We start from the raw sequence: 18,926 nt of genomic DNA on the forward strand, positions 1-18,926 counted from the left end.
CATAAGGACGAAGCCAATGCGTAGCGTTAAGTCTCTCCTTGCCGCGGGTGCGGCAACCCTGATCTCTTCGATGGCGTTCGCCGCCGATATGCCGATCGCCGCCCCCCCTCCCATGTACGCGCCGCCCGCCCCGCCCGCCGACTTCGGCGGCTGGTATCTGCGCGGCGACATCGGCATGACCAACCAGAGCGCCAAGTCGATCGATAGCGCCCTGCCGGCCGGGTACACGAAGTCGACGGAGGGTCTCGGCTTCGACTCTTCGCCGCTGTTCGATCTCGGCGTCGGCTATCGCTTCAACAACTGGTTTCGTGCGGACGTGATCGGCCAGTACCGGGGCAAGGCCAATCTGCACGGCAGCGACAACGTCGTTGGACCCGGCTTCGTCGGCGTCAACAATTACTCCGGCAGCAAGTCCGAGTGGGTCGTGATGGCCAATGCCTATGTCGACCTCGGCACCTGGTGGTGCATTACGCCGTTCATCGGTGCTGGTGTCGGCGGCTCCTACAACAAGATCAGCGGCTTCCGTGACGACGGCGTGTCCTACAACCCGCTGCTCAACAACAGCGTCGCCTATTTCGCCGATAACGGAAAGTGGAACTTTGCCTGGGCCGCTCACGCCGGTCTCGCCTACAAGGTCAATCCCGGGTTCACCGTCGAACTGGCCTACAGCTACATGAACCTCGGCGACGCCGCGCCCGGCAACTACCGCTTGTTCGACAACAGCGCCTCCGGCCCGACCTCGATCAAGATCAAGGAGCTCACCTCGCACGACGTCAAACTCGGCGTGCGCTGGGATCTCAACAGCCCGCCGGCCTACGTGCCGCCGCCGCTAGTCACCAAGGGCTAATCGGCAAGCCGATCGGTTAGGATTTCTTAACGGCGCGGGATCATCCCGCGCCGTTTTGCTTTGCGTATTTTTCATGGCGAGCAGCGGCGAAGGCGTCCGACGCAACCATTGGTTAAGGTTAACAGGCGATGATCATCGCAACAGTTCGAGTCCGATGGAGCGTGGTGATGCGTAGGCTGGTGTTGGCAGCGGCGATGTTGGGGACGGTGTCTGCCGCGCAAGCGGCCGATATGCCGGACCTGCCCGTGCTGCGCGGCGGCTTCACCGACGGTTTGTCGAAGACGACCCGTAATTGGGACGGCTTCTACGCCGGCGGTCACTTCGGCTACACGACCGACTCATCCGATTTCGGCCAGAGCGTGGTCGGCCTGACCAACTACATCTTTCGTGACAGCGTGCTTCAGGAGCCGACCTCGTCATGGTCACTCCTCAGCAAGAACACCGCGCAGAGCACGAATTTCGGCGGCTTCGTTGGCCGCAACTGGCAATGGTACGATGCCGTGCTCGGTCTCGAAGGTACCTACACCTACTTCAACAATCTCAAGGCCGCGTCGATTGGCTCCAACGCTCTCGACATCATCAACCCGCCTGGCGACACGGTGCCCCCGGGTGCGTACAACCATTGGAACGTGACTCTGACCGGGGCCGCCACGGCTCAAGTCAAGGATATGGTTACGTTGCGTGGGCGCATGGGTTGGGATGGTGGTGACTTCATGCCGTATGTCTTCGGCGGCGCTGCCATCGGCCGCATGGATGTTTCCCGCACGGTTTCCAGCAACGTAACGCTGCGTACCGATACGGTGACGACCGATCTATTAGGCAACACCGTAATCGTGCCGGGAACGACAAATCCCGTTCCGGCCCAGTCGCAGACGCAGGGCCAGCACAAGACCAACGCCTTCGTAGTCGGCTGGACCGCGGGCATCGGACTCGAATATTGCCTTTGGGGCGGCTTGTTCGCGCGAATTGAATATGAGTACGTGCAGTTCTCGCCCGTCATGAACACCTCGGTGACGCTGAACAACGCGCATGTCGGACTTGGCTACAAGTTTTGAGCCTGTCCTGTCTGGTTGACAACTTTCCCGCCTCCTGATGCTCTGTCGCCCGAAAGCGGGGCGGCAGCGATGAAGATCTACGGCGACAGCAATTCCGGAAACTGTCTGAAGGTGAAGTGGGTCTGCGACAAGCTCGCATTGCCCTACCATTGGATCGAGATCGATACGCGCAAGGGCGAGACGCGCACGCCGCAATTCCTGAAGATGAACGGCGCCGGCCAGGTGCCGACCGTTGCATTCGACGACGGCCGCACGCTGGCACAATCCAACGCCATCATCCGCTATCTCGCCCGCGACAGTGCGCTCATTCCGCGCGACGCCTTCACTGCGGCCAAGATGGACGAATGGCTGTTCTGGGAGCAGTACAGCCACGAGCCTTATATCGCGGTGTGCCGCTTCCTCCTGGTCTATCTCGGCAAGGACGCCTCCGAGCTCGATCCTGAAAAGGTCAAGCGCGGCTATGCGGCGCTCGACCGTATGGAGCAGCACCTTTCCGCCGGTCGCTTCCTCGCCGGCGACGAGGTTTCGCTCGCCGACGTGTCGCTGCTCGCCTATACCCGCCTCGCGCATGAAGGCGGCTTCGATCTCGGCCGCCATGCGTCCGTGCGCCGCTGGATCGGCGAAGTCGAAGCGTTTCTCAGCCTGCCGCCGGCGCGCTGAGTCCGGAGTGGCCTGACATGAACGCCGAAGCCGTCTCCATCCGTCCCGCGCGCCGCGAGGACGTCGCCGCGATCGTTGCGATGCTCGCCGACGATCATCTCGGCCGCGCGCGCGAGCGCCTGGAGGATCCGTTGCCCGCCTCCTATTACGACGCATTCGCGCGGGTCGAGCGCGATCCGAATCTCACGCTCGTGGTTGCCGAGAGCGCGGGCAGGGTGGTCGGCTGCCTGCAACTTGCGATCCTGCCGGGTCTGAGTTCGCAAGGCGGCGTACGCGGCCTGCTCGAGGACGTGCGCGTTGCCTCCGATTGTCGCAGCCGCGGCATCGGCGAGCAGCTGGTGCAATGGGCGGTGACGGAAGCAAAAGCGCGCGGCTGCAATCTGGTCGAACTGCTCACGCATCAGACGCGAATCGATGCGCAGCGCTTCTACAAGCGACTCGGGTTTGCCGCGAGCCATGTGGGCATGACTGTCCGCTTTTGAGGCAGGACGGTATGAGCGTTGCGCGATCAGCGAAATCGGATCGCGCATTCGTTCATCTTAAGAGCTGATAAACTACCCAGCCGTCGTTCACGTTCCCACAGGAACGAACGGTGCTACGGCAGCGTCGGACACCGAGCTCGGTCGGTTCGGGGATTTCGATGACAAGCTATTCAATGATCAAGGTCGGCAACGACTACGTCGTGCAGGCCAATGACAAATGCATTTTGAAGGTCCGCAGCCGCCGCAAGGCCGCGCAATTGATCAGCGATGCCACGGACTTGCTGAATGCGCTCACCGTTGTCGAATCCCCTGATATTGCAGCGGAAGTGCCATCGCTGGCGCGTGAGGCCCCGGAACTTCCTTGACTGCCCTTCCCGTTTCCCGTATCAGCCGCGGCGGGACACCTCCCCCCAACGGGAGGCTTACTATCTGGAAGGGTAGAATATGACTGTAGCGAAGCCCGCTTCGCGGCCGACCGTGCCGCATTTCTCCTCCGGCCCCTGCGCCAAGCGCCCCGGCTGGAACGCCCAAAATCTCAAGGACGCAGCGCTCGGCCGCTCGCATCGTGCGAAGATCGGCAAGACCAAGCTCAAGCTTGCCATCGACCTGACGCGCGAGGTGCTCGAGGTGCCCGCCGATTACCGCATCGGCATCGTGCCGGCCTCCGATACCGGCGCGGTCGAGATGGCGTTGTGGTCGCTGCTTGGAGCTCGGCCCGTCACCACGCTCGCCTGGGAATCCTTCGGCGAGGGCTGGGTCAGCGACATCGTCAAGGAATTGAAGCTCAAGGACGTCACCAAGCTGAATGCGGCTTACGGTGAGATCCCCGATCTGTCGAAGGTCGATCCGAAGAGCGACGTCGTCTTCACCTGGAACGGCACCACCTCTGGCGTGCGCGTGCCTGATGCCAACTGGATCAGCGCGAGCCGCGAAGGCCTGACCATCTGCGACGCCACGTCGGCTGCATTCGCGCAAGCGCTCGACTGGCCCAAGCTCGACGTCGTCACCTTCTCCTGGCAGAAGGCACTCGGCGGCGAGGCCGCGCATGGCATGCTGATCCTGTCGCCGCGTGCGGTGGAGCGGCTCGAGACCTACAAGCCCGCCTGGCCGCTGCCGAAGATCTTCCGCATGACGAAGGGCGGCAAGCTCAACGAAGGCATCTTCGTCGGTGAGACCATCAACACGCCGTCGATGCTCTGCGTCGAGGATTATCTCGACGCGCTGAACTGGGCGAAGTCGATCGGCGGCCTCAAGGCGCTGATCGCGCGGGCCGACGCCAACACCAAGGTGCTGGCCGACTGGAAGGCGAAGACGCCGTGGATCGACTTCCTGGCCAAGGACGCTTCGATCCGCTCCAACACCTCGGTGTGTCTGAAGTTCACCGATCCCGCGATCACCTCGCTCTCCGAGAACGCGCAAGCCGAGTTCAGCAAGAAGCTGGTCGCGCTGGTCGAGAAGGAAGGCGCCGGCTACGACTTCGCCTATTACCGCGATGCGCCGGCCGGCCTGCGCATCTGGTGCGGCGCCACGGTGGAAGCGAAGGACGTCGAGCTGCTGACACAGTGGATCGATTGGGCCTTCGCCGAGACCAAGGCCGCGCTGGCCAAGGCGGCCTGATGTTCTGACCCTCCCCTGGAGGGGGAGGGTCGACGCACCGTCAGGTGCGGCGGGGTGGGGTGATCTCTCCACACGGCGCACCGGCAGTTTTCTTTGTTGCAGCTTCACCCCACCCCGGCGCTTCGCGCCGACCCTCCCCCTCCAGGGGAGGGTGTGAAGGACACATCCCATGACCAAACCCAAAGTTCTCATTTCCGACGCGCTCTCGCCCGCCGCCGTGCAGATCTTCAAAGACCGCGGCGTCGAGGTCGACTTCCAGCCCAACCTCGGCAAGGACAAGGACAAGCTCGCCGAGATCATCGGCAATTACGACGGCCTTGCGATCCGCTCGGCGACCAAGGCGACCGCCAAGATCCTGGAGAAGGCGACCAAGCTGAAGGTGATCGGCCGCGCCGGCATCGGCGTCGACAATGTCGAGATTCCCGCCGCCACCGCCAAGGGCATCATCGTGATGAACACGCCGTTCGGCAATTCGATCACGACCGCCGAGCACGCCATCACCCTGATGCTGGCGCTCGCCCGCGAGATCCCGCAGGCGGACGCCTCGACCCAGGCCGGCAAGTGGGAGAAGAACCGCTTCATGGGCGTCGAAATCACCGGCAAGGTGCTCGGTGTCGTCGGTTGCGGCAACATCGGCTCGATCGTCGCCGACCGCGCGCTCGGCCTGCGCATGAAGGTGATCGCGTTCGATCCGTTCCTGTCGCCGGAGCGCGCCAAGGACATCGGCGTCGAGAAGGTCGAGCTCGACGACCTCCTGAAGCGCTCCGATTTCATCACGCTGCATACGCCGCTCACCGAGAAGACCAGGAACATCATCGATGCAGCCGCGATCGCCAAGATGAAGAAGGGCGTGCGCCTGATCAACTGTGCCCGCGGCGGCCTCGTCGACGAGCAGGCGGTGGTCGATGCGCTCAATTCCAAGCACATGGCGGGCGCCGCCTTCGACGTCTTCGTCGAGGAGCCCGCGACCAAGAGCGTGCTGTTCGGCCATCCCAACGTGATCTGCACGCCGCATCTCGGCGCTTCCACCACCGAAGCGCAGGAGAACGTCGCGCTCCAGGTCGCCGAGCAGATGTCGGATTATCTCCTCACCGGCGCGATCTCGAACGCCGTCAACTTCCCCTCGATCACGGCCGAAGAGGCGCCGAAGCTGAAGCCGTTCATCGCGCTGGCTGAGAAGCTCGGCTCCTTCGCCGGCCAGCTCACCGAGACCGGCATCCTCAAGGTCGAGATCACCTATGAGGGCCACGTCGCCGAGATGAAGATCAAGGCGATCACCTCCGCGGTGCTGTCGGGCCTGCTGCGGCCGATGCTGGGCGAGGTCAACGTGGTGTCCGCGCCGGTCGTCGCCAAGGAGCGCGGCATGGTGGTCGACGAGATCGTGCGCGCCGCCCAGAGCGACTATGAGAGCCTGATCACCGTCACCGTCGCGACCGAACGCCAGGAGCGCTCGGTCTCCGGCACCGTCTATCACGACGGCAAGCCGCGCCTCGTCGACGTCAAGGGCATCCGCGTCGACGCCGAGTTCGGCAAGTCGATGATCTACGTCACCAACGAGGACAAGCCGGGCTTCATCGGCAAGTTCGCGGGCCTTCTGGGTGACGCCAAGATCAACATCGCCACCTTCCATCTCGGCCGTGTCGCGCCCGGCAGCGATGCCATTGCGCTGGTCGAGGTCGACGGCGCGGTTCCGGCCGACGTGCTCGCCAAGGTGCAGGCCCTGCCGCAGGTCAAGCAGGCCAAGGCGCTGACGTTCTGAGGTCCGCCGTCATTCCGGGCTCGCGAAGCGAGAACCCGGAATCTCGAGATTCCGGGTGCGATGCTTGCGCATCGCCCCGGAATGACGGTCATCATATCAGATATTCCGACCCGCGGAACAACGCCGCTTCCATCACTGGAGGCGGCGTATTTATTTTCCCCGCGCGCGCCAAACTGTGTACCAATGGCGCCCAGAACGCCTCGTATCCACGCTCCGTTCAAAGTCGTTCGATAAGGGAGAAACACATGCGTGAAGCCGTCATCGTTTCCTATGCGCGCACGGGCCTGGCAAAATCCGGCCGCGGCGGATTCAACATCACGCCGCCGATGTCGCTTGCGGCGCACGCCATCCACCATGCGGTCGATCGCGCCGGGGTTGAGAAGGACTATGTCGAGGACTGCTATCTCGGCAATTGCGCCCATGGCGCGCCGAACATCGGCCGCCAGGCCGCGCTGCTTGCGGGCTTGCCGAAGACCACCGCCGGCGTCTCGGTGAACCGGTTCTGCTCCTCAGGGCTGCAGACCATCGCGATGGCCGCCAACTCGATCCGTTCCGACGGAGCCGACTGCATCGTCGCCGGCGGCGTCGAGAGCATCTCGATCCCCGGCGGCGGCTCGCCGAAGGAATCGATCGACCCTGAACTGCTCAAGGTCGCCCCTGATATCTTCATGGCCATGATCGACACCGCCGACATCGTCGCCGAGCGCTACAAGCTCAGCCGCGAATACCAGGACGAGTTCTCGCTGGAATCGCAGCGCCGCATGGCTGCGGCCCAGCAGGCGGGCAAGTTCAAGGACGAGATCGTCCCGATGAAGACCAAGATGAAGGTCGTCGACAAGCAGACCAAGGCCGAGTCGATCGTCGATTACGTGGTCGATCGCGACGAATGCAATCGCCCGGACACCACGATGGAAGGATTGGCAAAACTCGAGCCGGTGAAAGGCCCCGGCAAGTTCGTCACCGCCGGCAATGCCAGCCAGCTCTCCGACGGCGCCGCCGCCGTGGTGCTGATGGAGGCCAAGGATGCCGAGAAGCGCGGCCTCAAGCCGCTCGGCCGCTTCGTCGCCTGGGCGACCGCCGGCTGCGAGCCCGATGAGATGGGCATCGGCCCGGTGTTCGCGATCCCGAAGCTCTTGAAGCGCACCGGCCTCAAGATCGACGACATCGATCTGTGGGAGCTCAACGAGGCCTTCGCCAGCCAGTGCCTGTATTGCCGCGACCAGCTCGGCATCGATCCCGCCAAGTACAACGTCAACGGCGGCTCGATCGCGATCGGCCATCCCTTCGGCATGACCGGCGCCCGTCTCACCGGCCATCTGCTGCAGGAAGGCGCCCGCCGCAAGGCCAAGTGGGGCGTGGTGACGATGTGCATCGGCGGCGGCCAGGGCGGCGCCGGCCTGTTCGAGATCTATCACTGAGATCAGGCGCGATGAATGCGAAGGGGCACGGCGCAAGCCGTGCCCTTTTTGTTTGGGCTTGGAGCCGCGATTTGAATTGGCTGAACATTAAGGGACGCGACGCTCTCTCGCTCCCTCGCCCCGTTCTTGCGGGGAGAGGGTGGGGTGAGGGGCTGTCTCCGCGGGTGGGATTTGAAACGTAGGTGTGACGCGCTCGACGGCGATCGGAGATGTCGGATAGCGCATCGGCCGTGGCGCCAGATTGCCCGGCCCCTCACCCGGATCGCACCGGACGATGCTGCGCATCGCCGGGGACGATCCGACCTCTCCCCGCAAAGAGCGGGGAGAGGTTAAGACCACCTCACGCCCGCGCCAGCGCCGGCGCGAACACCACCTCGATCAGCGTGCCGGAATTCCCTGCACTCTTGATGTTGAACCGCGCGCGGTTGGCTTCGACCAGCGCCTTGGTCAGCGACAGGCTCAGCGCCGAGTTGTCGGCGGCGTCCCCGGGCGGCGGGGTGCGGAACGGCTCCATCGCGGCGGCGACCTCCCGCTCGGACAGGCCATGGCCGGTGTCGCGGATGCGCAGAGCAATCTCGCCGCGATCGGTCAGCGCGGTCGAGACGATGACCTGGCCGCCGGCACTGGCAAGCCGGATCGAGTTCGAGATCAAATTCATGGTGATCTGCCGCATCGCGCGCGCGTCGACGTTCACCTGCGGCAGCGCATGGGCGAGCGAGGTGCGGATGATGATGCGCTCGCGATTGGCCTGCGGTTGCATCACCGTGACGCAGGCCTCGACGAGGTCGTTGAGATTGAGGTTGGCGAAATTGAGATCGAGCTTGCCGGTCTCGATCCGCGACAGCTCCAGGAGGTCGTCGATGATGGCGATGACGCGCTCGCCGGAAGCGCGGATGTCCTTCATGTATTCGCCATAGCGCTCGTTGCCGAGCGCGCCGAAGCGTTCGGAGATCATCACCTCGGCAAAGCCGATGATGGCGTTGAGCGGCGTGCGGATCTCGTGGCTGATCCGCGCCAGCATGTCGGCCTTGGCATTGGCCGCACTGTGGACGAGGCGGCGGGCCTGGGTCAGCTCGTTCTCGCCCTTCTTGCTCTGGGAGAGATCGCGGAACACGGCGAAGAAGTTCGGCCCGTCGGGCCGCGTGCGGCCCATGATCATGGCGAGCGGAATGACGCCGCCCTTCTTCTCGCGTCCCAGCACCTCGCGGCCGTGGTCGAGCAGGCTCGAAATGTCCTGGCTCTTCAGGCTTTCCAGATAGTCGGCGACGATCTGCTGGCTCTCGGGCGCGAACAGCGTCATCAGGTTCTGCTCGAGCAGCGCTTGCCCGTCATAGCCGAACAGCGCTTCCGCGCTGCGGTTGCAGGCGTGGATGTTGCCTTCGGCATCGAACATGACGATGCCCTCGGCCGTGGTGTCGAGGATCGCGGCGAGATCCTCGGCATCGGCATCGCCGGCCGCGGACTCGGCTTCATAGGGGAAGGACTCGCCGAAAACGGACTCCGCGACCACCGTCTCTGCGATGACGGGCGCCGCGGCGATGGGTGCCGCCAGCGGCGGCGCGCAGATCAGCGCATGCGCGCTCTCGCCGTCCCAGTCGATCGTGTGCAGATGCGCTTCGGTCGTCGCCAGCGGCACTTCGCCATTGGCGACCGTCGCGCTGATCGTGACAGGCGTGCCGCCTTGCGACGTGCTGCTGGCCGGCGACACGCCCGGCTCGACATAGAGCGCGTCCAGCCCGCCGGCATGCTCCAGCGCGCTCACGCTGGCATAGCCCATGCGCGCGAGGAAGGCGGGGTTGGCGTAGAGCAGGCGGTCGAGCCGATAGATCAGGATGCCCGTCGGCAGGAGGTCGAGCAGCGTGCGGTCGCGCGCGCTCATCCCGCGCGCCGGCGGGGCAGGCTCGTTCAGCCATTCGGCTGCGGCCTGCGGCGGCTCGGACGCTGCCGGCTCGGCTGAGATCTCCGCCGGCGGCTCGGCCGCGTCAGTCGCGATGGTCTCACGCTCGCGTTCGAGCCGCTCGGACAATTGCCGGGCGAGCTCGTTGAACGCGCTGTTCTCGACCGGTGTCAGCGTCGGGGGGCGCGTATCGCCGGGCGAGCGGAACGGCACGACATTGGGAGGCGTTTCCACGGGCGTGTCCAGTTCGGTTGGGTGTGAAGTCGCGTCGCGTGTGGGCTCTGGCAGTTCAGGCTCGACTGTCGGCTCGGGCTCGGATGGCTCGGTCGGCGGAGGCGGTGGTGCCGCCGCTTCGGGCTCGGCTTCGGGTTTGGCCTCCGGCGCCGCATCGGGCTCGGCGACCTCAGCGGAACGGCCCCGCTGCGCTGGCGGTTCGGCGAGCAGCTCGAAGCGCCTGAGCGCCTCGAGCCGGTTGAGAGCGTCGAGATCGCGGCAGACGCCAAAGCCCTTGAAGCCGGCGAAGTTGCGCATCCGGTCGTAGACCGGCAGGCCCGCAAGCTCGACCGGAATGTGCTCGCCGCCGTCGGCCGGCCAGTTCACGGTGATGCCGGCCCAGGTGTCGTGACTTTCCAGCGCCTGCGCGACCCGCCCCTCCGGATCGAGCGAGAATTTCTCGGCGATCTCGCGCCAGGGGCGGCCGAAGCCGGCGGCCGTATGCGCGCCCATCAGGCGGATGAATTCATCGGAGAGAAGCACAAAGCGGCCCTCTGCATCCATCTGCCAGAGGAAGCGCAGCGGATGCTGACGCGGTGCGGGCGGCTCTTGCTCGCCCGAGGGCTCCTGGCCCGACGACTCTTGGCCCGACGGCGGCTCGACCATGCCGACAGTGATCGGCGCAGCCTGCGGCGACACAAGGGCTGAGCAGCGGTTTTCAACCGGAGTTTTTGGCCGTGGCTTCACTGGTCTGGTCGGGCAGGGGGTCTTGGACAGCCTCCGCGGCCGCTTCGCTCACGGCCGGTTCGGGCGCGGGCGTCATCGGCGCGGCTGTTTCGGGCTCGGCTGTTTCGTTTGCGTCGACCGGCTCTGCGAAGGCGTCGAACAATGCGATCCCGGCCTGCACATCCCGCGACGACGGCTCGCCCGTCACCGCGGCGTCCCGCTGCGCGGCTTCAACCGGCGCGTCGGCGTCCGTCGTGTTCTTCGGCGCGGCGGCTGCGGGCGCCTCGTGCGCGGCGCCGGGCTCGATCAGCGCGACCAGGCCGACATCGGCGCCCGCGCCGACCCGTTGCAGCACCATCTGGCCGATGCCGATCGACGTCGCGGCGCGGCCGGTTGCCAGCGCATCGCTGCGGGCACGGTCGAGGCCGGCCTCACCGAGATCGCGGAAGCCGAGCAGGGAGCGGGCGGCCTCGCTGGCGCCGACGAACAGTCCGTCCGGTGCGAACGCCGCCATCGGCACCTTGGCGCCGGCGACCAGCCGATGCAGCCGCTCGACGAGCGGCATCGTGCGCAGCGTCGGGTCCATCGCGATGACGAGCAGGCCAGATCTTTCAGAGAGATGGCCGCCATCGGCAAAGTCGAGCCGCGCGCAGGCGCAGGTCATCAGCGTGCCGAGCCGGGCGCCGAAGCCGCGCAGCCGTTCGAGCCGCACGCTGCCGTTCGCCGGCAGCTGGCGGGCCAGCCTGATAACCTGGCGGCGATGGCTGTCCGCCGGGCCGAACACCTTGTCCGAAAGGCCGGCGCTATTCGCCGCGCCGAACAACCTTGCGCCGACCGGATTGGCCCACAGCACGCGCGCGCCGTCGATCGACCACAGCCAGGCCGGCAGGGGAGAGGTCGCATGCACGGCCAGCCGCGGATCGCCCACCCCTCGCAACTGGAAATCCGAACGCGTCATCAGGCCGGCTTGTCGCTCGCGCATCAGGTGTGGCGGCTGCCGGAATGGCAGCCTTAAGAAAGGGTTAGTATCGCCCGAGAGGCGCGGGCAGGTCCACGGCCGCAAGCCCGGAAGGCCCCCCAAGCGGCGATAACCTTAATGTGCCCAAACCCGCAAGCCACGCCGATCTTGCATCCAAGGGATTCGTGGGCGGTGGGGCAGCGAGTTAGACGCGCTGAGTGTCCCGACAAAGGTGCGCTCCCTCCCCCGCTTGCGGGGGAGTGTTGGGGAGAGGGTGTCTCGACGACGAAGACTCCCCCAGAAGAAAGAGCCCTCACCCGGATCGCTCGCGCGATCCGACCTCTCCCGCAAGCGGGAGAGGTGAAGGGCCGCCACACCCGCCTACCTCAACCCCCGGTTCCCCCTAGCCGGAACCTCACCCTCCCCGGGATTAAATTTCGCGGCGCACCGGCCTGGCGCATTGCGATGCACAATGTTGACATGATAGGCAGCCATAGTGCTGGCGCTGGGCGAGCCATCTCGTTTGTTTCGCGTTTCCAGTCTTTCGTTCCCGCTCAATGCTTGGGGTCCACAATCGGGGCCGGCGGGCGCGCCAGAAGGCTCACTCCATTTTTTTACATTAGCGTGAGGGACAACCATGACAGGTGCGACTGATCCGTTTTCTGCCTCGATCATCCCGTTCGAGGTTCCCGAGCAGATGCGTGCGTTCGCCGAGAAGGGCGTGTCGCAGGCCCGCGAGAACTACGCCAAGTTCAAGGACGCCGCCGAAACCCACAATGGCACCGTCGAAGCCGTGTTCACCTCGGCCTCCAAGGGCGCGAGCGAGTACACCGCCAAGCTGGTCGAGTTCATGAAGGCCAATTCGAGCGCCCAGCTCGACTTCGCCCAGCAGCTGTTCGGCGCCAAGTCGCCGTCGGAAGCGCTGGAGCTGTGGACCGGCCACACCCGCAAGCAGCTCGAGACCTTCCAGTCCCAGGCCAAGGAGCTGGTCGAGCTCACCCAGCGCGTCGCCAATGAGACCGCCGAGCCGATCAAGGCCAGCGCCTCGAAGTACTACCAGCCCGCCGCCTGAGCGGTGAGGCCGGTTTGAGTTAGAGAAACCCGGGCCGAAAGGCCCGGGTTTTTCTTTGGAAGCGACGCTGCGGGCGATGCGGCTTGGGTTCAATCGGCGAGCGCCAAGGGCTCGGACCACCTCTCCCGGAGGGAGAGGTCGGATCGCATCGCAGATGCGATCCGGGTGAGGGGTTCAGGTCTCACTGCGGGACGCGGCCCCTCACCCGGATCGCTCCGGACGATGCTTCGCATCGCCAGGAGCAATCCGACCTCTCCCCGCCGGGGAGAGGTGAGCAACGCCCAGCCGATCGACCTCATTTTCTCGCGCTGAAGAGGGGCAAATATCGGGTTTTGCGGCCTTGCCAAAAACCCCCGTTGCACCTAGTTTCCGCCCCGTCCAGCCCCCCTCGGCACCGGCCCTTCAGGGCGTCCCGAGGCGCGGCTCGCCAGGATGCAGTTGTAGCTCAGTTGGTTAGAGCGCCTGTCTGTGGAACAGGAGGTCGGTGGTTCGAGCCCACCCAACTGTACCAGCGAAGGCAATGACTTAGAGCATACATCGCTTCGAGCTCTCCATCGAAATCTCACCGGAGCTCCAGCGAACTCGTCTTGTGCGGCAGTCCAGGAGGGGACAAAGTGGACGAGAACGAGATTAGAACCACTCTATGGGCATTTCTTCGATGAGAGCACGCGTGTAGGCAGCCGCCGCGACCGCTGCATAATTTTGCCAGTCATCGTTTTTGTGTTCGTCGCAGTAGTCGCAAATCCCCCGTACAACAAAGATATCTTTTCCCTGCAACCACGCAGCGTTTTGAAGACCGCTTGCCTCCATTTCGACGGCCCTCACATTGAACTGGTCGCGAAGCTGATTGCGCGTTGTGTCGTGCTTGAGCAGGGTATCCGCTGTTCCAATAACGCCACCGTGTACGCGCGGTATTTCGGATCGCTCGGGGTCTGCCGGATGGGCTACGACAATCCCGTTCTCGTGCAAGACATCCTTCGTTAAGGCTGGTCGGGCAAATCGATCACCCAACTTTATCAGTGCATGTGATAGGATCGGCTCCCAAGGTCGCTCCCGCATCAGCTCGAGTGTCGTCAGCTGGTTCGCGGCTTGGAGCAACTTAGCGGAAGGACGTTGAGGTGAGCTTCTTGTTTGCCGCCCCTCGCGCGTCTCCTTGACGTAATCGTACTCTACGACACCCGCGTGGTTAGAGAACACGATGTCGCCCAAGCGCACGTGCTCGTCGGGTTTCGCGGGGTTAGGACATCCGCCAGCGATGCCGACCATCACAATGTACTCGATGTCAGGAAATGACCTAAGTGCGTTGGTCGTGACTGTGGCCGCATTTACCTTGCCCATTCCGGCCGAAGCGAGAACGACAGTCCGTCGGTCTCCGTCCTTGTTGAAGCTCCCAACACAGTAGATGTTGCTGTCATCGGGTCGTCCCAACGACGAGACCTCGTCAAGCGTCGCGCGAACGGCAGCGTTTTCCTTAGAGAGCGCAGTGACGATAAGGACTTTTGCTGCGTGCGCTCGTGCGTGCGCTCCCAGGGACTGATTGACGGTTTGCGTTTCCATTTGGAATAAGTCTTGTCCATCGGCATCATATTCGATGCGTTTCATCGCGGGGTATAGCGAGGTGTTCCGAGCGGCCGCCTCAAGGCGGGCGCGTGTCAACGAGCCGGGATTGGCTGCTTGATAGGCACGTAGAGCCGGCTGTGCATAAGCCGCGCAGTGGTCTGCATTGCGAGCCATGTGCTCCAGCAGTCGCTGCTTGACCCGATCAATGTCTTCGTCATTGAACCAATCGGTAACAAGAGTCTCCAATCCATCGAAATAGATGCTACGTAGTCCCGTAGCTAGTCCAGCTCTCGCCTCGGGATCGGAGTCCTCCGAGCCAAGAACAAGGAAGTCATAATTGTCCTGTGCCGTTTGGACGTCTTTGACAGCTAACTGGTAAACATACTTCCGGACATTCGGCGGTCTCTCCTCCACATCGTGCAGCGGCAACCGCAAGTTTTTGATTCCGAGATTTGGATTCTCGCATGTTGCCCAGACTGAATACTGAGCAACAATCGGATCTGGATGAGAGTTTAGTTCCCCAATGACCTCGTCGTTGCCCGCACTCAACGAGAACAAATGTTCAGGAGCTCTATCTAAGCCAACTAAGATACCTGCAAGGCGCAGTTCCGTCGGCTCAGCGTAGTCGACCCGAACGCGGGCGATGCGAAGTCTGCTCTGAAAGTGTCCGCTATGCTGGGCAGCAGCCATCAAGATCGCGCCGGCCATCGGCAGATCCGCTAGCTCTAACTGCTTTTTGGCTTCTTCCGGTGAGAGCAGCGCACACAGCGCGGAAACTCCAGCTCCGAGAATGTCAGGGTCGTTCCGATTTCGTTGAATGGCCTCAACGATGGCTCTCACGTTATTTCGCGTGCCGATCGCGGCAAGCGCATTCAAAGCCCAACGCTTCACTTTGGGAGCGTCGTCGTGCAGCAGTCCCATCAAATGGATGGCTATTCGTTCAGGCTCGCGATGCCGCAGACCCTGCCGGTATAATTTGCAAAGGCGCTGCAGACCGATCTTCTTGCTCTCTGGGTCTCTATCGCCAATGAGCAATTCGACGTACGCAGACTCAGTCAGATCGAAGTACTTGCTAGTCCTTCGGGGTTGCATCCGATGAACCCCGCAAAGCATCTTCTAATACAAACTTTGTGTTCTCCAAAATGAGCTGCGACCAAGGGTCGAAATCCTCAAAATGATTGGTTTGAGTTCGCAGGTCGTGCCACGCCAGATCGTTAATTGCGAGCCGACGACTAATCGGTTCGAGCCAATCCGGTGCCTGCAAGGCGATGACGCCAAGCAGGTTGGACGTAGTATTCTCATTCGTGCAGATGAAGGCCTTTAGTTCGGCTGCTCGCGACAACTGAACGTCGGAATCGAGATGCAAATCGACGGAAAGGGCGCGCATCCCGCTTGCTACGATACCGTGGTCATCCTGATCAAACAGTGTCAAATCATCATGGACGACGGGACAGAAGAAACCGATTGAACGCTTCTGTAAAAACGTATCTCGATCCTCGCGAAAGCGGCCGTGCCGGTAGGTGAGAGCACAATTACGGCGCAGCACCACCACAAACGACCAAATCAACACATCATTGGGAGCTCGATCCTGTGAACTCTTGGCATAATGATAGTGGTGAGCATGCAGAAGCTTCAGTACGGCGTTTGCTTTAACGACTGGGCGGTCGCAGATCTCTTGGGCGGTGTCTTTGTCGAATGCCAGAGCGTGGTGGTAGGCTAGCTCGCGGCGTCGACGTCGAGCGACAATAGGTACCCGGTACTCAGATGGAATTGCTGGATCCGTAAGAAACTCGCGCAGGAAAAAATATCCAGGTTTCGTACGGAAAAAAGGGCTTCGCTCGCGGCGCAACAGAATGTCTTCGCTCAGTCGCGCTTGCAATGTTTTGTGCTGAGTCTTTCCGTATAGTGAGGAGGGAACTATGCCAGCTGACAAGCCCCGTCTCAGTATCTCGCGCGGGGGTAATGGCGCGCGCGCTTCACGCAGCACGAGGCTCGCAATTTCGAGATAGGCGTCCAATTGAAGTTTTCCGGCTAATGAGTGCAACCGTAACAGGTAAGTTTTCGCCCATCAACGACCCTAAATCGCTCCTCCACTGAAAGGGCCGCCACGTCGGCATTGCGATGTACTAGCGCTTGGACGGGCCAGTCCCCAACAGTTGGCCAAGATTTGTCCGACATTTCAGGGCGTTATAGGTGTACAGGGGATCGCGATGCTGAAGGCGAACTCGCTGATGCCCTTGTGCGCGCTCTCCGAGACGAAGCGAAACAGCACCGCCGCATAGCCGGCCGCGATCAGCGCAAACACCGGCGCCACGATTAGCAACGTGGCCATGCGCCCCTACGACCCCAGCCCAATAATCCTCCGCGCCATCCGCACATTGGCGTAGTCGATCATCTTGCCGTCCAGCGTCACCGCCCCCTGTCCCTGCGCCTCGGCGGTCTCCATCGCCTCGACGACCCTCCTTGCCTGCGCCAGTTCCGCGGCCGACGGCGTGAATGCGCGCAGCGTCACCTCGATCTGGTCGGGATGGATCACCTGCTTACCGTCAAAGCCCATCGCCGCGGCCTTTTGCGCGCTGGCCTCCGTCAGCCTGGCATCGCGGAAGGCGCCGCAGGGGCCGTCGATCGCGCGCAGGCCGCACGCGCGAGCGGCGACGAGCAGGCGCATCATGGGATAGGCGAACAGGTCGAGCGGCGCGGAGGCGTAGCCGCTTTGCGCCGAGCCGACGTGGCGGTAGCCATCGGGCGAAATCCCGATGTCAGAGGTGCGGGCGCCGAGCGAGGCCGCGAGGTCGCCGACGCCGAGATGCAGCGCGGCCACGCTGTCGTGGCACGCGGCGAGTGCGTCGACATTGACGAGGCCGAGCGCGGTCTCGATCAGCAATTCCAGCGCGACCGGCGCAACGCGGTTGGGCGCAGCCGTGCGCAGCTGATCGGCGATGGCGGCGATGTCGCTGGCGCGCTCCGCCTTCGGCACGATCACTGCATCCAGTCGCGGCAGCGCCGCCAGCGTGCGGATCTCGTTTGCAATGAACGGGCTGTCGACGGCGTTGAGCCTGACCGTAACGTGCTTGTTGCTCCAATCGAGCGAAGACAGCGCGCCGGCGGCTTCCTCCAGCGCAAGCCCCTTCTCGGCGGGCGGCACCGCGTCTTCGAGATCCATGAACACCGCGTCCGCGCTTGAAGCCGCTGCCTTGGCGACGAGACGGGCGCGATGCGCGGGGACGGCCAGATAGGCCCGGCTCGGCCGCTGCGAGACCATCGTCACGTCTCCTTGGCCAGCCCGAGTTCATCGAGGATGGACTCGTTGTGCTCGCCGACATCAGGCACCGGATCCATCCGCGGCTTCACGCCGGGAATGGTGAGCGCGGGCAGGAAGCTCATCAGCGGGCCGCAGGGCGATCCCACCGTCTGCACCCGCGACCGCGCGCGAAGCTGCTCATGCTGCAGGAAGGCCTCCACCGAGTTCAGATGCGCGTTGGCGATCGCGGCTTCATCCAGCAGCCGCAGCACCTCTTCGCTGGTCATCGTCGCAAAGCGCTGCTCGATATGCGCCTGCAGATCGTCGCGGTTCTGCATGCGCAGCGGATTGGTGCGGAAGCGCAGGTCGTCGGCGAAGCCGGCGTCTCCAAGCACGATGCGGCACAGCGACCGCCATTCCCGATCGTTCTGGATGCCGAAGAAGATGGTGCTGCCGTCGCCGACGCGAAACGGGCCGTAGGGCGCGATCGTCGCATGCTTCGCGCCGGTGCGCGGCAGCGGCCGGCCCGTACTCTCGGTGTAGAAGGCGGGATAGCTCATCCAGTCCGTGATGGAATCGAACAGCGAGGCCTGGAAGGCCGTGCCCTTGCCGGTGCGCTCCCGACGATACAGCGCCATCAGCACGCCATTGAGGATGTACATGCCCGTGGCGATATCGACCACCGACAGCCCGATCTTGGCAGGCTCCGCCTCGGTGCCGTTGACGGCGAGCACGCCGGCCTCGCACTGCACCAGGAGATCATAGGCCTTCTTGTCGCTGTAGGGGCCGCCAGTGCCATAGCCCGAGACGTCGCAGGCGATAAGGCGCGGAAATTTGCGCAGCAACGATGCCGCATCGAGGCCGAGCCGCTCGGCAGCACCAGGCGCAAGGTTCTGGATGAACACATCCGCCCGCGGCAGCAGGGCGTCGAGCACCTTGCGGCCGTCCGCGCTCTGGATGTCGATGGCGAGGCTTTCCTTGGAACGGTTGGTCCAGACGAACTGGCTCGACATGCCGTTCATCACATGATCGTAGTCGCGGCAGAAATCGCCGGCCCCTGGCCGCTCGATCTTGATCACCCGCGCGCCCCAATCCGCCAGATGCCGGCTGGCCAGCGGCGCCGCGATCGCCTGCTCCAATGAGACCACGGTCACGCCCGACAGCGGCAGCTCCGCCTCATTCCCCTCCATGTGTCGCCTCCACTCCCGCCAACAGCGCAGGAGACAAGCCAACCACCCCACGCGCATTTTCTTGATGATGCCATCATGCCCCTGTTTTGCCCGACGAGTCAAATTCGACTTCGTCAAATCCTAAGAATTGGGATGCTGAGTGTTTGCAGTGAGTTGCCTACTGTGCATGGGGTTGTTTTCGCAGTTTAAGAGGTTTGTCGCTGCCGCAGGCACTGGTGCGCTCCCTCTCCC

The 18,926-nt window shown here is 63.6% G+C and carries 14 protein-coding genes, 1 tRNA gene and 1 pseudogene; 10 read left to right on the forward strand and 6 right to left on the reverse strand.

The window, feature by feature from the left end:
• The first annotated feature begins 16 nt into the window (after positions 1-16).
• The 8 genes from ACVIIV_RS12960 (at position 17) to ACVIIV_RS12995 (ending at position 7,838) form a co-directional block, all read left to right on the forward strand.
• Positions 17-847, forward strand: a complete 831-nt coding sequence (locus tag ACVIIV_RS12960; RefSeq protein ID WP_456744532.1) for an outer membrane protein — start codon at positions 17-19, stop codon at positions 845-847.
• 167 nt (positions 848-1,014) lie between these two features.
• Complete coding sequence (locus tag ACVIIV_RS12965; RefSeq protein ID WP_456744533.1) at positions 1,015-1,902, forward strand: outer membrane protein; 888 nt, start codon at positions 1,015-1,017, stop codon at positions 1,900-1,902.
• Positions 1,903-1,971: 69 nt separating this feature from the next.
• The gene (locus ACVIIV_RS12970) at positions 1,972-2,562 is read left to right on the forward strand and encodes a glutathione S-transferase family protein (protein WP_456744534.1); all 591 of its coding nucleotides are present in this window, start codon (positions 1,972-1,974) and stop codon (positions 2,560-2,562) included.
• A gap of 17 nt (positions 2,563-2,579) precedes the next feature.
• Positions 2,580-3,044: an N-acetyltransferase family protein gene (locus tag ACVIIV_RS12975; RefSeq protein ID WP_456744535.1), complete on the forward strand. Its 465-nt coding sequence runs from the start codon at positions 2,580-2,582 to the stop codon at positions 3,042-3,044.
• 173 nt (positions 3,045-3,217) lie between these two features.
• Positions 3,218-3,409, forward strand: coding sequence for a hypothetical protein (locus ACVIIV_RS12980; protein ID WP_456744536.1), 192 nt, complete (start codon positions 3,218-3,220; stop codon positions 3,407-3,409).
• Positions 3,410-3,488: 79 nt separating this feature from the next.
• Entirely contained in the window at positions 3,489-4,661 is a 1,173-nt protein-coding gene (locus tag ACVIIV_RS12985) for a phosphoserine transaminase (protein WP_456744537.1), read from the forward strand.
• Between the two features lie 169 nt (positions 4,662-4,830).
• Entirely contained in the window at positions 4,831-6,420 is a 1,590-nt protein-coding gene (gene serA, locus ACVIIV_RS12990; RefSeq protein WP_456744538.1) for a phosphoglycerate dehydrogenase, read from the forward strand.
• Between the two features lie 245 nt (positions 6,421-6,665).
• Positions 6,666-7,838: a thiolase family protein gene (locus ACVIIV_RS12995; protein WP_456744539.1), complete on the forward strand. Its 1,173-nt coding sequence runs from the start codon at positions 6,666-6,668 to the stop codon at positions 7,836-7,838.
• Between the two features lie 340 nt (positions 7,839-8,178).
• Here the strand turns inward: ACVIIV_RS12995 and ACVIIV_RS13000 are convergent.
• Positions 8,179-11,632, reverse strand: a pseudogene (locus tag ACVIIV_RS13000) (PAS domain S-box protein).
• Positions 11,633-12,269: 637 nt separating this feature from the next.
• Between ACVIIV_RS13000 and ACVIIV_RS13005 the strand changes: the two are divergent.
• On the forward strand, positions 12,270-12,704 hold the full coding sequence (locus ACVIIV_RS13005; protein WP_456744540.1) for a phasin: 435 nt from the start codon (positions 12,270-12,272) through the stop codon (positions 12,702-12,704).
• Between the two features lie 434 nt (positions 12,705-13,138).
• A tRNA-His gene (locus ACVIIV_RS13010) sits at positions 13,139-13,215 on the forward strand.
• Positions 13,216-13,334: 119 nt separating this feature from the next.
• Here ACVIIV_RS13010 and ACVIIV_RS13015 read toward each other — a convergent pair.
• The 5 genes from ACVIIV_RS13015 to ACVIIV_RS13035 all read right to left on the reverse strand — a co-directional run bounded on the left by ACVIIV_RS13015 (position 13,335) and on the right by ACVIIV_RS13035 (position 18,695).
• Positions 13,335-15,299 (reverse strand): 5'-methylthioadenosine/S-adenosylhomocysteine nucleosidase, encoded by a 1,965-nt coding sequence (locus ACVIIV_RS13015; protein WP_456744541.1) that lies wholly within the window; start codon positions 15,297-15,299, stop codon positions 13,335-13,337.
• A 37-nt stretch (positions 15,300-15,336) separates the two neighbouring features.
• Positions 15,337-16,281, reverse strand: coding sequence for a winged helix-turn-helix domain-containing protein (locus ACVIIV_RS13020; RefSeq protein ID WP_456744542.1), 945 nt, complete (start codon positions 16,279-16,281; stop codon positions 15,337-15,339).
• 162 nt (positions 16,282-16,443) lie between these two features.
• Positions 16,444-16,596: an AEC family transporter gene (locus ACVIIV_RS13025; protein ID WP_456744543.1), complete on the reverse strand. Its 153-nt coding sequence runs from the start codon at positions 16,594-16,596 to the stop codon at positions 16,444-16,446.
• 6 nt (positions 16,597-16,602) lie between these two features.
• Entirely contained in the window at positions 16,603-17,526 is a 924-nt protein-coding gene (locus ACVIIV_RS13030) for an HpcH/HpaI aldolase/citrate lyase family protein (protein WP_456744544.1), read from the reverse strand.
• Positions 17,527-17,528: 2 nt separating this feature from the next.
• Positions 17,529-18,695 carry a CaiB/BaiF CoA transferase family protein gene (locus ACVIIV_RS13035; RefSeq protein ID WP_456744545.1) on the reverse strand — a complete coding sequence of 389 codons (1,167 nt, stop codon included), beginning with the start codon at positions 18,693-18,695 and terminating at the stop codon, positions 17,529-17,531.
• Positions 18,696-18,926 lie beyond the last annotated feature (231 nt).

The organism is Bradyrhizobium sp. USDA 4354 (genome assembly GCF_054060315.1).